The following is a 15,692-nucleotide window of genomic DNA, read 5'->3' on the forward strand; positions in this document are numbered from 1 at the left end:
AGAAGACTCACTCTGTCCTCTCCCCGTTTCCTCCGGCCGCTCCATCACCTGATAAGCGCCCTGCCGGTTGTCATAAATAATGATTTCCCGTCAGAAGTAAATAAATCCAACTTTCTTTTACCGGATATTCTTCCGTATCTTCTCCAGGAACCCCTTCATCCGTACCGCATCTTTCTGCTGGATGATATCAAGCAGCTCATTCAGTTCGGTACGTATTCCCTCCACCTGCTCCGGTGTATGCGGATTGAACAGGATTTCCTGCAGCAGATAGTCATCCTCGTTCAGTACCCCTTTGGCAATGGCCATGTGCCGCTTGAAAGTCGTACCCGGCGCATCCTGATGCTTCATGACAGCCGCAAAGGCAAACGTCGAGACAAAAGGAATGGAGAGCGAATAAGCCACCGTCTCGTCATGTCCGTCGAAAGTATACTCAAAAATATTCAGTCCCAGCCGCTGATACAGATCCTTGAAGAAAATCTTACCCAGATGATCTCCCTCCTTGATGATGATCGCATTCTCCGTACTCAGCTTATCCAAATTCGCAAAAGTAGGTCCGAACATAGGATGCGTAGACACAAAGCGGAAGCCGCAGGTCTCATAAAACTCCTTCAGTCCGGTCTTTACCGAAGCAATGTCACTGATGATACAATCCTTCGGCAACACAGGAAGCACCTGTCTGAACGCATCCAGCGTATACTTTACCGTAGCCGCATTCACCACCAGTTCAGGGCGGAATTCCCCGATTTCCTCCAGCGTCGTAAACCGGCAGCAGTTGTACATGAAGCGCAGCCTTCTGGCATCCACGTCGAAAACCGCTACCTCATGGTCAAAGCTCAGCACATCCGTGAAGAAAGAGCCCATTTTGCCGGCACCCAAAATCAGAATCCTCATGCCGCCCCCTTATTTATTGATGATTTCCATCTGCTGCCGTACACTTTCCTCATGGATAGCCTCGAACACCAGTTTCACAAAATCCGCATCCATGCCGCACAGTGTACCCTGAGCCCCACGCTTATCCAGGATCTCATTATACCGTCCCGTCTGCAGAATCGTCATGTTATGCTCCTTCTTGAACGTACCGATTTCGCGGCAGACCCTCATGCGCTTGGCCAGGATATCCATCAGCTCATTGTCGCACTCATCAATCTGGCTGCGCAGTTCGTTCAGGTTTTCCGTACTCTGATGTTCCTTACGGATAACCAGCAGATTCAGGATGTAATTCAGGATATCCGGAGTCACCTGCTGCGAAGCATCACTCCAGGCACAGTCCGGACAGCAATGCGATTCCACAATCAGTCCGTCGAATCCCAGGTCCATAGCCTGCTGGCAGAGCGGAGCCACCAGTTCGCGTTTGCCTCCGATGTGGCTCGGGTCGCAGAGAATCGGCAAGTTCGGAATACGGCGGCGCAACTCAATAGGAATGTGCCACTGCGGCAAGTTGCGGTATATCTTCTTGTCGTAAGACGAAAAGCCGCGATGAATGACTCCCAGCCGTTTCAGTCCCGCATTGTTGATACGCTCCAATGCCCCGATCCACAGTTCCAGGTCAGGGTTCACCGGATTCTTTACCAGCACCGGAATATCCACCCCCTTCAGTGCATCCGCAATCTCCTGCACCGCAAACGGGTTGGCCGTAGTACGCGCCCCGATCCACAGGATATCGATACCCGCCTTCAGTGCCTCAAACACATGCTTTGCCGTAGCCACTTCCGTAGCCACATACATGCCCGTTTCCTGTTTGACACGTTTCAGCCATGCCAGTCCTTCCACGCCGATGCCCTCGAATCCTCCCGGTTTGGTACGCGGCTTCCAGATACCCGCACGAAATATTTTCACACCCTTGTTGGCCAGCTGTGTCGCTGTATTCATCACTTGTTCTTCTGTTTCGGCACTACACGGTCCCGCAATCACCAAAGGACGTTCCTTCGAAACTCCCTCCAGTTCGATAGGTTGCAAATTCAGTTCCATATATTAAAGCTTTTAATTTCGGTTAAAACATAAAATCATTGTTCAGCAAATAAACAAACTCACCCCCGTTTCGGTTCATCCCTCCATGTCACGGATGCGCTGCAGCGCCTCCGCCAGTTTCTCTTCCTTGGCACAGAGAGAAATGCGGATATACCGCTTTCCGTTGCTTCCGAAGATAAATCCCGGAGTGATGAACACCCTGGCCCGGTGCAGCACCTTTTCAGTCAGCTCCTCCACATCGTTGTACGAGTCCGGGATACGTCCCCAGAGGAACATCCCCACCTGCTCCGGATTAAAGGTACATCCCAGTGTCCGCATGATTTCCTCTGCCAGCTTTCTGCGACGGCTATACACGTTGAAGTTTGCCTCCTCGTGCCATTCCGGAGTATTCCGATAAGCCTGCGCCGCCGCCAGCTGCAGCGGACGGAAAGTACCCGAGTCGATGTTGCTCTTGACCTTCAGTATCCACTGTACGAAAGTCGCATTCGTAGCCAGCATACCCACACGCCATCCCGGCATATTATGACTCTTGCTCATCGAGTTGAACTCAATGCAGCACTCCTTAGCTCCCGGCACATTCAGAATACTGATGGGCTTGCGGTTCAGGATAAAGCTGTACGGATTGTCATTGACGATGACCAGCTGATGTCGGCGGGCAAAATCCACCAGTCTCTCATACAGTCCGAGCGTTGCATTAGCCCCGGTAGGCATGTTCGGATAATTCGTCCACATAATCTTCACCCGGCTCAGGTCCATCGCTTCCAGTTCCTCGAAGTCAGGTTCCCAGTTGCGGTCCTCACGCAGGTTATAGTTGACAATCTCACTGCCCAGAATCCGGTTCAGCGACGTATAAGTAGGATATCCCGGATTCGGAACCAGCACCTGGTCTCCCGGGTTCACCAGCGCCAGCGTCACATGCAGGATTCCCTCCTTCGAGCCGATGAGCGGCTGTATCTCCGTAGCCGGATCGAGCTCTACGCCATACCACCGTTTATACCAGTCGGCCATAGCCTGTCTCAGTTCCGGAATACCCACCGTAGGCTGGTATCCGTGCGTATCCGGCCGTTGCGCCTGTTCGCACAATACCCTGATGGTTTCTTCCGACGGAGGCATGTCCGGACTGCCGATTCCCAGGCTGATCACATCCTTGCCCTCCGCATTCATTTTTGCCACCTCTTTCAGCTTTCTGCTGAAATAATATTCACTCACATTCGCCAGTCTGTCGGCCGGCTGTATCTTATAAGGTTGATTCTCCTTCTGCATATTCTCCTAAAATTTTAAGTGCTTTGGTCAGCGGTGAAACCGCATCTATTGATTGCCGGTATCTCAGGTAGTCGTTGAATATCACATCCACATAAAACAGATATTCCCATTCGCGTCCGATGATAGGCAACGACTGAATTTTGGTCAGGTTAATGTTATAGAACGAGAAGATAGACAAGACCTTCGACAAACTTCCCTCATTGTGCGGCAACGAAAAAACGATGTTTGCCTTGTTCACCTTCGAATGATCCTTCCATTCATCCGCCTTCCACGGGTCGCACACTATCAGGAACCGGGTAAAGTTATGCTTGTTGGTCTCAATTCCCTCCTGCAGAATCTTCATGCCATACAGCTCGGCGGCATACTTGGAACAGATAGCCGCATGTCCTTTCAGCTTTTTCTTGCTGATTATCTCCGCACTTCCTGCCGTATCGTCCATTTCCACCACCTTCAGCTGCGGATGCTGCTGCAGGAACTCCCGGCATTGGGCGAGGGCCACCGGATGCGAGTTTACCTCTGTCAGGTCCTTCCAGTCCTCATCGGGCAGACACATGATACTGTGACTGATACGCAGCTTATGTTCCCCCAGAATGGTAGTCCCGCTTTCACGGAGCAACTCATAATTGTGCAGCAAACTGCCTGCGATGGTATTCTCTATGGCAACCGCCCCTATCACACCACTGTCTTTCCGGATCTGCTCGAATACCTCTTCGAACGTATTGCAGCATATCAGCTCAATTTCTTCCTCTTTGAAAAACCGGTGTGCAGCAATGTCGTGATAGGATCCCGGAACTCCCTGTATGGCTATTCTTTTCATTTCTCGTTCTCGATTAGTTATTAAAATAAAAAATCCTGCCGTCACTCAGTGAAGCAGGATTTCGTTATCAGAATGGTTTAATTAACTCTCTTATACATATGCGAACTCCCGCTTCACTTCATTGCTAAAGTAAAAGTAATAGAAGAAAAAGAAGAAATATGTCGCAAATGTTCTCATAACTTGTTTTGTTATTTTGTTACTGTTATGCCGCAAATGTAATGTTTTTCTTGGAAAAACAAGAATAATATGAACTTTTTTTACTAATATTTTTCGGGAAGTAAGAAATAAGTTACATTTGTGCTTGCCCGTGAAAGGGGAATGAAAAGCATATACATTATTAAAAAACAGAAACAATATAAAAAGAATAGAAACGATGAAATACTGTTTTGACGAATTGATAGACCGTAAGGGAACTGCTTCGGTGAAAGTAGACGGAATGGCAGAAATATGGGGACGGACCGACCTGATACCCATGTGGGTGGCCGATATGGACTTTGCCACTCCTCCCTTTGTACTCGATGCCGTGCGTCATCGCTGCGACCATCCGGTGCTGGGCTATACTTCCAAGCCCGAATCTTACTTCCGTTCCATTGTCAACTGGGTAAAGAAACGCTACGATATGGAAGTGAGCCCCGACCAGATTACCTTCGTACCGGGAGTAGTCGCCGGACTGGGCATGGCCATTCATGCCTTTACTTCACCGGGTGACAAAATCATGATCATGACTCCGGTATATCCGCCTTTTTCCTGGCTGGTAACCCGCAACGGACGCCGCCTGGTAGAGTGTCCGCTGATACTGGAGAACGGACACTACCGTATGGACCTGGAGCGGATGCGCCGTGAAATCAAAGGAGTGAAGGTATTGATACTCTGCAACCCTCATAATCCGGGTGGGGTAGTATGGACCCGCGAAGAGCTGCAGGCAGTGGCCGATCTCTGTGCGGAAGACAATGTACTGGTATTCTCCGACGAGATACATGCCGACCTTACTCTGCCCCCGCACCGTCACACTCCGTTTGCCATGATTTCCGAGCGTGCCCGCCAGAATTCCGTTACCTTCATGGCTCCGAGCAAGACCTTTAATATGCCGGGAGTCGCAGCCTCTCATGCCATTATCTATAACGATGCTGTCCGCAGACGGCTGACCGATTATCTGGTAAGTTCAGAGCTGGGAGCCGGCCATGTCTTTGCCTGGCCTGCCGTAGAAGCCGCCTATACCCACGGGGAAGAATGGCTCGAACAATGCCTGTCTTATCTGCAGTCGAACATCGGCTATGCCTTGGAGTTCTTCGAAGCCCATATTCCGCTCATCCGTCCGCTCCGTCCGATGGCCTCTTACCTGCTTTGGCTGGACTGCCGTCCGATGCACCTGTCACAGGAAGAACTGAAAGCTTTCTTTGCCGACGAGGCAGGTCTGGCATTGAATGACGGAGCCACCTTCGGCAAGGAAGGAGTCGGATTCATGCGCATGAATGTAGCCTGTCCGAGAGCCGTGCTGGAAAAAGCCCTGAATCAGCTGAAGGCAGCTTTTGACCGGCGTTTTCCCGGATAGCCATTTCGCGGCAGCTCACAGTTGTCATTTCATTATCAGCATGTCTTCCCTGTAAACCCTTGCCTTTCCGGCTTTCCGGTTTCAGGTACTCCGCCTCGCATACGGAGGTTGCACAACCCCGCATGCAAGGTTCTCCGACCCGCGTACGGAAGTTCTTCGACCTCCGTACGCGGGTCGGAGAATATCTGGTAATTCCCTTTCAAATACTCCCTTATAAACTGCAGAATTTGTGCAGTAAATTCAGTGAATTTTTTTAAGTTTGCAGCATTAACCAACAACCGTTTTAACATCATGGGTCTATTATCGTTCCTTTTTGGAGAAAATACGTCTGCCGAAAAACAACAGGCAGCACAGGAGAAGAAAAATTTTGAAATATTGAAATACGATGGCATCCGCGCCAGAAACATGCGCCAGTTGCCCTATGCCATTAAATGTTTTGAACAGGCCGTAGCGCTGGAAGAAGATCCGGAAACCCTGCAGCTGCTGGCCAATGCCTATATGGAGTCCGACCGTCTGCCGGAAGTACGCACCACGCTGGAACGTCTGTCCGGAAAGACTCCGGACGATATCAAAGTCTGGCTTTCGCTGGCACATTTGTGCTATATGCAAGCCGACTATTCTGCCATGGACAGTTACAGTCAGAAAGCCATCCAGCTGGACGACAAGCATGCAGCTGCTTACTATCTGGCAGGAAAGGCTGCCTATGCCCTTCATAACGAACTGCAGGCCATTGTAATGCTTACCAAGTCTATCTTATTCGATGAAAACGAACTTTCGGCCTATTTGCTGCGTGCAGAAGTACTCTGGAGTATGCGTCAGGCAAAAGATGCACTGGAAGATATTGAAAAAATACTTGCACAGGCTCCCGAGCAGGAGGATGCACTGCTGCTGAAGGCTCAGATTGAGCTGGCTACAGGAAACGCCACAGAGGCTGTCGCCTCGCTGAAACGGGTAGTAGAAGCCAATCCCTTCCAGGAAAAAGCCTACCTGCTTCAGGCTGAAGCTTATGTACAGCAGAACCAGCTGGATGAGGCTGTCAACTTGCTGGGCGAAGCACTGGAAGTCATGCCTCAGAGCGCCTTGCTTTATCAGGAGCGAGGAAGAATCTACCTGTTGAAGGGTGAAAAGGAAAAGTCGGTGGAAGACGTAAAGAAAGCCATTGAACTGAATCCCGAAGGCGAGAAGCAAATCAGCGGAAACTATGACAATTTCAGCGAACAGACACAAGGACCTGGAATCTATTGATCGTTGAGAATGTTCCAGTTTCGACTTTCGTAAAACGAATAATCAGGTTGAGCAGAGTCACCCTGTTTATTCGTTTTTTCTTTCTTTGAAGGGAATACACTTATCTTTTCCGGGGTATCTGCATCCAATCTACATTCCTTTCAGTTTTCATTCTCACATCATGTTTTTTCTAATTGAAAATTTGACAATTCCCATAGCCTGTATATTCTCAATAGGTAAATCCATCGGCTGATGATGAGGATTGTAGCTCACCAGCAGAATGCATCCCGGATGCTCTGACTGGTTGACATACTTCACCACCAGGTAGTCATTACCGTCCAGACAGAATGATATCAGATACATTTCTCCGTATATAAGATGTTGAAAATCATTAATTTCTTTAAAACCAATGATGTCTCCTGATTTCAGCAGAGGATACATGCTATCCCCACTTACATACACCGCTCCGTCGCACGAAGACATATTGGGAATAACAATCTTTCCCACTACATACTGGTTGCGGTTCATCAGCATCGTACGTAGGTTGGCGGCTGCCGACACATCATACAGTTTCACACACCGGTCGTACTTTGTTTCCGGTGTTTTTGGAATGTAAATTGTTTCCACCTCTCCTGTATGTCTTCCTAACTGACAGAACTGTTTATCGCGATGAGGAGCCCCCTTTCCTACCAGTAGCCAGTTGTAGTCTACTTCTTTCATCTTTTCCAGCAGTAGTGGAAAGTCGATGCTATTTCTTGAACACCAATTGCTTAGTGTGGATCTGGATATCCCTAGATAGTTAGCTAATTCTACATCTGTCTTGAAGTTCAGTACCTCTTTGGCACGCTTCACTATTTCAGTTACATTGAGCAGTGTATTCATTTTTTGGGGTTAAACTATAATTTGGTTTGTTTTATATATGAAAAGATTATTATATTTGCCTCAACAAATATAGCTTATTGTTTTAATAAATCAAATTGTTTTTAGGAAATAATCAATCTACAGCCATGAAATTTACAAATTTTACTACTCGTATTTGTGCGTGCTGCAAGCGTGAGCTTCCTTTGGAGGAATTCTACCGTAACCATCGTTCACAAACCTTCGACAAATATTGCAAGGAGTGCCGCAAGAAACGAAGCAGGCAATATAGAAAAGAATGCAGGCATAAGGAAAAAAGAAAAAAACACCTTGTAATCACTGAGATAGAAGACTCTTTCTTGCGCATGGAACTTATTCTCCGCGCATTGGGGGAGATACGTGCCAGTATCCTTCGAAAGCGGAAAAAGATACAGGAATCCGAATTCCGTGACTTCGACAAGAACAATTTTTCCGTTTAAAAACGGGAATAGGTTTAACGGCTTTATAAATTGTGTATACAAAATTAAAACAAACAATCTACCTTTGCACTGTCATCAAGCTTGAAACGACAAAACGAACACATTTATTCACCATTTAAAGAAAGGAGCAAATTATGGCAATGAAGAAAGGTGTATGGGACACCATTTTGAAAGTAATCATCGCAGTAGCATCTGCCGTGTTAGGCGCATTGGGCGGAAGTGCGATGTAAACGAACAAGAAGATTGAGTAAAAACAACTGCTATGCTATCGCTTCCTTCGGGAAGCATGGCATAGCCAATCAGTTTAAGTAAAAGAAAATAAAATATGAGAAAAACAATACTATCACTTATACTAGTCTTATCGGGGCTTTCTGTTTTTGCACAAGTGGATGTCAAAAGCCCCACAGCTACAGAGTTTGTCAAGTATCAGCGTATTCCGGTCAGTTATTTTAACGGATTGCCCTCAATCAATATTCCTCTTTATACAGCTCAGATAAAAGATTTGGAGCTACCTCTTTCGCTAAACTATTATGCATCAGGTGTCAAGGTTAATCAATATCCTACTTATGTTGGGCTGGGATGGAATTTAAATGCAGGTGGCTGTATTACGAGAGTTATTAATGGGAGAGCAGACGAGACTATCAACCAAGATCAAAAAGATATTACAGGAATTGGTATGTCTGGAGGAGATCTGGATCCAGGATATTATTATTCATCCTGTTATTTAGATCAGGATAACTGGGCATCCGAACAACGTTTAATAGATTATATTAATGCCGAGACTTTTGTAACTTATGACTGGGAACCTGATGAATTTATAGTTAACGCTTATGGTATAAACGGTAGTTTCTATTTTTATCGTGACAGGGACAAAAAAATGCATGTAAGAATAAAAAGCTGTAACGGTGAAAAGTTTACGGTTTCTACTCCGATTATAAAGAACGATCCGGAGCCCATCAAATTTCATTCGCTACATGCCGAAAAAGACCTGCAGTCATATCGTATTTACCGTTTGTTTTATGAATTTACGATTACGAAACAAGACGGCACCAAACTCATTTTTGGAGGTGACAATGACTGTATTGAGTTTGCCACAGAGAAACGTATGCAAGCCTATAACTCAAGTGAACTTCATCCTTTCTTCAAGACTCTACCTACTTCATGGATGTTGCGGGAGGTGATTTCTCCAAAAGGCAATAAGATAAGTTTCTCTTATCAGCGAAACGGTAATCCAATTATACTTAATGATGTAATCAATGACCTGTGGGTATACTCTTACAATGGAGGTCAAGGCTTTTATCCATCTCAGGATAAAGAAAGAGGGAAAAGTTTCCAAGTACTACATCCGGTTTATCCTAAAAGCATTGTATTCGACGACGATTTAAAAATAGAGTTTAGTATATCCCGAAATGAAGACCTGAGTACCGTTCGTACAGATGACCTTCATTTTTTAAAGTACGATGGCTTCAGTGATCACTTTGCAGACGGGGTTTGCTACGAAGAGAATGGTGGATCTAAAATACCCTATGCTCCGCATAACTATTTCTGTCATTTGAACAGTATTACTATCAGTCACCATACAGAGTTGTTGTCTGCCTATGTTTTCACCTATACCCGAAATAAGGCAGAACGTCTCAAACTGCAATCATTCGAACATAGAAGTGCCCTTTTTGAACCAGAATTATATCAATTCACTTACAATCCCCTTTGCCTGCCGGACTACAACGCCACAGAAACAGATAATTGGGGTTTTTATAACGGGAAGAACTATCGGGACATTTCCATCGAAGATGGACTGTACGAATATCGGACAGCTAATGATTTCTTTGCGCAAGCCGAAATACTGACATCCATCTCATATCCTGCTGGTGGTAAAGCTGATTTTACATATGAGTCAAATGACTATTCACAAATAGCCACTCAAGTACCAGACTTTAAACTGGAAAAGAAATCTGGACAAGCAGGGGGATTGCGTATTAAGCAACTTACTTATACAGATCCTCATTCCCACTCGGAGTTGGTGCATTATTTTGAGTATGTAAATGAAGATGGTACCTCTTCTGGTATTCTTTCTGGTATACCTCGTTATATTACAGACGGACATAATCATGCAAGTTATAATTATTCTTATTGGGATGGTTTGGTTCATTTTAGACTTAAAGGAGATATTGATCAGAGATATATCATGCTGTCGGAACGGTATATCAACGTACTCGGCTCCACCAACGGAAATCATGTAACCTACAGTCGCGTAGTAGAAAAAATCGGTAAAGAACAGCCATTGAAGAAAGTCTACTACTATTCGAACCACGACACCTACCCAGATGTTGCAGACTATCAGATGTATACCAATATTGATGAAGTAGACTTGGACAATAAGTTTACCTCAAAAGCCCTGATGCGAGGCCTGCTGATGAAAGAAGTATGGTATAACGGAGATACAAAGGTAAAAGAAATTGTAAACCGCTACAAAGAACAGGCAGCTGATACCAATGACTTTATGCGTTGCATTGACCGTTTTAAAATCCCCGGAGTGTACGGCTATACTATTTCTGTTCCCTTTGTCAGATTTACTCCTTACAAAATATGGACTTACTATCCTTTCTTAGAAGAGCGAGCTGAAACTCTTTATGATTCTTCGGGTAAGACTGTTATTCAGGCTAAGCATGAGCAATTTACTTATAATGAAGATTTGCTGATGACCGTTCACGAGTCGCAAGACTCTAAGGGAAAAACAGTGCGCCATACTTACACCTATCCGGGCGATGTAGCTTCTGGCGTCAATGTCTACTCCAAGATGGTGAACAAAGGAATGAAAGGGCTTCCGGTGGAACAACTGGAATACCGCGATGGCAAATTATGTGCTGGAGAACTGACTGTATACAATGAATTTAATACCGGACTCCTTCTTCCACAAAAAAACATGAAATTAGGACTGACCGAACCGATAGAAGCCAGTTCATTCTCTCCTTATAATGGTATAGAGTATGACTCCCGCTACCAGCCGGAATACGAAATACTGCAGACCGACAGATACGGAAATCCCACAGCTATCAGTGGGGCAGATGGTGTGGTGACCTCCTACCAATGGGGATCAAACTACAGATATCCGGTGATACAAATCAGAAATTCGCAAAACTCTTATAAGGCAACTACCGTTTACGAACCGGTACGCAAGACAGAATATGTCAAGCTGTCTGCACAGAACTCCTATCCGAATGAAAAGACCTATACTATCCGTACTTCACGTGCCGGAACGGTAGAAATCAACCTTTCAGGTATGATAGGCTATGACTGGTATGTATCCGGACGCTTCGACGGAAAGCCCTTCAGTCTTGTGCAATGCCGTTCCGACTACAGTGATGACCTGCCTTGGAGAGACTACAAAAATGCCTATACTTACAGAGTGGAATTTGCATCCGTAGCCGAAGGAGAACATACAATACAGATAACCTCTACCCTTTGCGATGATATCAACGCCGACCTGCCGGGAGAACTGAATTATAGCTATTGGGGAAGCAAGTCGCATGTGGAAACTACAGGACATGATGAATGGCTGTACGAAGATTTTGAAGGTTATTCGGGAGAAGAGTCATTGCCTTTCGGATTTTACAGCAGCGGAAGTCATCTCGGAACCTATGAAATCCGGTTGTCCGGAGCATACAATCAACCGCTTTTTGTAGATTACCAAGTGTACAAAAACGGAAAGTGGAACTATGTGCGCAAGGAAATGAACGACCGTAATTTCATTATCGATGAAGGAATGAATCCCATTGATGAGGTACGCGTATATCCTCAGCATGCCCAAGTAACATCGTACGGTTACCTGCCTTTTGTCGGCATGAGCCGCATGACCGACGGACGAGGTCTGACCGAATCGTACGCCTATGATGAATTCCAGCGTCTTAGAAGTATTTCCGACTACGAAGGTAACATACGGAAAACCTACGACTACCACTATCAGAATCAGTCGGAAGAGGAAGACTACCGTCCGCCTTATTATAGCGAAGCTATCAGCCGCACCTTCTACAGCAGTCTTTGCGATTCGACCAAAGGTCAGCATCCGGCTGCCATCGTCTATGAAGTGCCTGCCGGTAAATACAGCTCTTCAGTCTCACAGGAAGAAGCCAACCGGATGGCGGTAGACGACCTGCTGCAGAACGGACAACGTTACGCCGACGAGAACGGTGAATGCGTCAACGATATCCTTGTCTCTGTCATCAATCCATTGGACAAGACCTGTATCGTGGATTACTTCTGGGGAATACAGGGCAATCTGCAACATACCTATTATGCCATTCCTCCCAGCGAACGCATCGGTGAGACAGGAGATCCTCAGAAAGACTATAAACCGACTGTCATCTCTGTAGCAAGAAAGTACTACCGCGACATCACAATGTACTTGCAGGAAGACAACAGCATACGGGTGGATTTCGATATGCTCTCCGATCCGGAAGACTACCACTTCAACGTGAACTATACGGAAGAAGGATATCCTGATTTCCGGGATACTTACATTATCAAACCATTAAACAATTGACAACACCATGAAACCTATTTATCTATTGATATTATCACTGCTTCCTGCTGCCGGTTTACAGGCCCAGCAGGGAAGTAAAGACCGTAACTACCGTACCGAAACAGTGGTACGGCAGGCGGGAATAACAGACGCACGCAAGGCAGATTCTCTTTCCATCACGGAGTGTATGCGCAAGTTCTCCTATTACGACGGTTTCGGTTACCCCCTGCAGGAAGTATCGGTAGGAGCAGCCAAAGGGATGAAAGACCTCGTACAGCACAAATACTATGATGCCTACCGCAGGGAAAGCCGTTCATACCTGCCTTATGCAGACTTCGGAGTAGCCGGAGGACAGTTCCGCACCGAAGCTGAAGCAGGAACCAGAGCCTACTATGCAGACTCACTTCGCTCCGGGATGACGCCCACCGACTTCCCCTATGCCGAGACGGTATTCGAACAAAGCCAGCTCGACAGGATACTCGAACAGGGAGCGCCGGGAGAGATATGGCAGCCCGCAGAAGAAAGAAACCATACAACCGGACGTACCGTACGCACCGATTATGGTACCTGCACATTATCGGAACAGGATGCCGTAAAACTCTTCGTCCTGACTGCAGAAGGTATTACTTATCAGTCCGACTTCCCTGCCGGAAGTCTGATGAAAACCGTGTTGAAAGGCGAGAACTGGACTTCCGGAACAGACGGAACGGTGGAAACCTATACCGACAACGAAGGAAGAACCGTGCTGGAGCGGAGAATACACACCGATATGAAGGGAACGGAACACCTCGACACCTACTACGTGTACGATGACCTGAACAGACTGCGCTACGTGCTGCCCCCGCAGGCAGAAGAAATATTCCGGCAGGCAGGAGAAACCCGCTCCGAGAGTGATAAAGGGATAGCAGACTACGCATACGTATACCGGTACGACGGAAACGGAAACTGCATCAGCAAAAAGATGCCCGGAAGCGAAGCAGTGGAAATGGTATACGACAAGACAAGAAAAAGGGTGCTGAGCAGAGACGGGAAATGTCGTAACGAAGGGAAGTGGATGTTCTGGCTATACGATGAGACCGGAAGACAGGTCGTGCAGGGAATCTGCACAAACCCCGATGTGGAAGCCATGAAAAACGACACCGTGATGACCCGAAGGACACACAGGGGCACACTGGCGGGATACGAGGCACCCGGGGCGTTGGGACAGGACATACAGCTCCTGAAAGCGGACTATTACGACAACTATGCATTTCTCGATGACGAAGAACTCCTGCCGGAAGACAGGCAGGAGTACGGAAAAGTATATCCTGACACACAGAAGCCGGATGCGGCGGGACTGAAGACAGGTACGGCGAGTTATGCGGCGGACGGAAGCGGAACACTCACCGGAATGGAAGTGCTGTACTACGACAGCTTCGGAAGATGCGTACAGAAAAGACTGAAGAACCATCTGGGAGAGACCGATGAAGAATATACGGCATATACCTTCACCGGACTGCCCCGGCTGGTGATGAGAGTCCACCGTTCACCCGATCAGGAAGAGCGGAAAGAAATGCTGCGCTACGAGTACGACACGATGGAACGGCTCCTCAAGGTGTACCACCGCCTGGACGACAAGGAAGAGGAGCTGGTATGCGACAATGTATATGACGACCTGGGAAGAATCGTGACCGACCGGAGAAACGGAACGGACAGCCTGAAAACCGGATATGTTTACAACATCCGGAACTGGATAACCTCCATCGAAAGCCCGCTCTTCAAGGAGGAGCTGCACTATACTGACGGAACCGGAACTCCCTGCTACAACGGAAACATCAGCAGCATCAGCTGGAAGGCAGGAGAGGAACAGACCACAAGAGGATACAGGTTTACCTACGACGGACTGGACCGCATGAAAATGGCGGAATACGGAGAGGGGGAACGGCTTGCAGTTAACCCTAACCGCTTCAATGAAGAGGTTACCGCCTACGACAAAACGGGAAATATTCTCGGAATCAGACGCATGGGACAGACCGGAGCGCAGGAATACGGACTGGTGGACAACCTCGCACTGACCTACAGTGGAAACCAGCTGACAAAAGTTACCGACAATGCAGCAAGTTCCGCATACAACAACGGCTTTGAATTCAAGGATGGGGCGGACAGGGAAACGGAATATACCTACGATGAAAACGGAAATCTTACTCAAGATTTGAACCGGAATATCAAGGATATTCAATATAATTTCCTAAATTTGCCACAACGCATTGAGTTCGAAGACGGAAGTACGACCGAATACCTTTATGACGCCGAAGGAAGAAAGCTCCGCACGGTACACAGGGCAGACGGAAAGACGACTACCACCGACTATGCAGGGAATTTGATCTATGAAAACGGGAACCCCATCAGACTGATTACCGGATACGGATATGTATCCCTGCCCGACGGAATGTACCACTACTACCTGCAAGACCATCAGGGAAACAACCGCGTGGTGGCAGACCGGAACGGAAAGGTGGAGGAAGTGAACCATTACTACCCCTTCGGAGGTATGTTCGCCCACAACGGAAACGTACAGCCCTACAAGTACAACGGAAAGGAACTCGACACACGAAAGGGACTTAACTGGTACGACTATGAGGCAAGGCATTATGATGCAACGCTGGGAAGATTCACAGTAGTAGATTCATTAGCTGAAAAACACTACTATGCCTCTCCGTATATATATTGTAACAATCTTCCCATGAGGTATATTGATCCCGATGGAAATGATTGGAAAGATGCATATCCACATTTGGAGAATGCGATATCAGCCAATGTCTCTATAGGTTGGAGATTGAGTGCTAACTTTCAAGTTTGGGGTGCTAAAGTTGGAATAGATGCTGATGCTGGAAGTGTAAAAATAGGAAATGATGGAATGCGAGCAACTAAAGGAGCATCAATAGATTTGGGAATTGGAGGAGCTGGAATCTATCAAGAAGCATATAAAATAAATGATAAATATTCGGCCTTAGAAGAAGGAACATCTTGAAA

General features: G+C 46.9%; 11 protein-coding genes. 6 read left to right on the plus strand and 5 right to left on the minus strand.

The window, feature by feature from the left end; translation table 11 throughout:
• Positions 1–117: 117 nt before the first annotated feature.
• From H3001_RS06355 to H3001_RS06370, 4 genes are all read right to left on the minus strand, one after another.
• Positions 118–891 (minus strand): prephenate dehydrogenase, encoded by a 774-nt coding sequence (locus H3001_RS06355; protein WP_178244364.1) that lies wholly within the window; start codon positions 889–891, stop codon positions 118–120.
• A 9-nt stretch (positions 892–900) separates the two neighbouring features.
• Complete coding sequence (locus tag H3001_RS06360) at positions 901–1,968, minus strand: bifunctional 3-deoxy-7-phosphoheptulonate synthase/chorismate mutase type II (RefSeq protein WP_178244363.1); 1,068 nt, start codon at positions 1,966–1,968, stop codon at positions 901–903.
• Positions 1,969–2,043: 75 nt separating this feature from the next.
• Positions 2,044–3,231, minus strand: a complete 1,188-nt coding sequence (locus tag H3001_RS06365) for a pyridoxal phosphate-dependent aminotransferase (protein ID WP_181214431.1) — start codon at positions 3,229–3,231, stop codon at positions 2,044–2,046.
• Positions 3,206–4,048, minus strand: coding sequence for a prephenate dehydratase (locus tag H3001_RS06370; protein ID WP_181214432.1), 843 nt, complete (start codon positions 4,046–4,048; stop codon positions 3,206–3,208). The genes H3001_RS06365 and H3001_RS06370 overlap by 26 nt, the downstream gene beginning before the upstream one ends.
• Before the next feature lie 373 nt (positions 4,049–4,421).
• On the opposite strand from H3001_RS06370, the gene H3001_RS06375 reads away from it, so the two are divergent.
• Both H3001_RS06375 and H3001_RS06380 read left to right on the plus strand, forming a co-directional pair.
• Positions 4,422–5,600, plus strand: coding sequence for a MalY/PatB family protein (locus tag H3001_RS06375; protein WP_181214433.1), 1,179 nt, complete (start codon positions 4,422–4,424; stop codon positions 5,598–5,600).
• A gap of 291 nt (positions 5,601–5,891) precedes the next feature.
• Entirely contained in the window at positions 5,892–6,845 is a 954-nt protein-coding gene (locus H3001_RS06380; RefSeq protein ID WP_181214434.1) for a tetratricopeptide repeat protein, read from the plus strand.
• 153 nt (positions 6,846–6,998) lie between these two features.
• On the opposite strand, the gene H3001_RS06385 is transcribed toward H3001_RS06380, so the two are convergent.
• Positions 6,999–7,706, minus strand: coding sequence for a helix-turn-helix domain-containing protein (locus H3001_RS06385; protein ID WP_181214435.1), 708 nt, complete (start codon positions 7,704–7,706; stop codon positions 6,999–7,001).
• Between the two features lie 125 nt (positions 7,707–7,831).
• Between H3001_RS06385 and H3001_RS06390 the strand changes: the two genes are divergently transcribed.
• The 4 genes from H3001_RS06390 to H3001_RS19270 all read left to right on the plus strand — a co-directional run bounded on the left by H3001_RS06390 (position 7,832) and on the right by H3001_RS19270 (position 15,690).
• Positions 7,832–8,161 (plus strand): hypothetical protein, encoded by a 330-nt coding sequence (locus H3001_RS06390; RefSeq protein ID WP_181214436.1) that lies wholly within the window; start codon positions 7,832–7,834, stop codon positions 8,159–8,161.
• Positions 8,162–8,301: 140 nt separating this feature from the next.
• A complete protein-coding gene (locus H3001_RS06395) occupies positions 8,302–8,391 on the plus strand; it encodes a smalltalk protein (protein WP_178245220.1) in 90 nt (29 codons plus the stop codon).
• A gap of 647 nt (positions 8,392–9,038) precedes the next feature.
• Positions 9,039–12,701 (plus strand): DUF5977 domain-containing protein, encoded by a 3,663-nt coding sequence (locus H3001_RS06400; protein WP_181214437.1) that lies wholly within the window; start codon positions 9,039–9,041, stop codon positions 12,699–12,701.
• Positions 12,702–12,708: 7 nt separating this feature from the next.
• Complete coding sequence (locus H3001_RS19270; RefSeq protein WP_219915846.1) at positions 12,709–15,690, plus strand: DUF6443 domain-containing protein; 2,982 nt, start codon at positions 12,709–12,711, stop codon at positions 15,688–15,690.
• Positions 15,691–15,692: the final 2 nt, after the last annotated feature.

This window comes from Phocaeicola faecicola, assembly GCF_013618865.1.
Classification (GTDB): Bacteria; Bacteroidota; Bacteroidia; order Bacteroidales; family Bacteroidaceae; genus Phocaeicola; species Phocaeicola faecicola.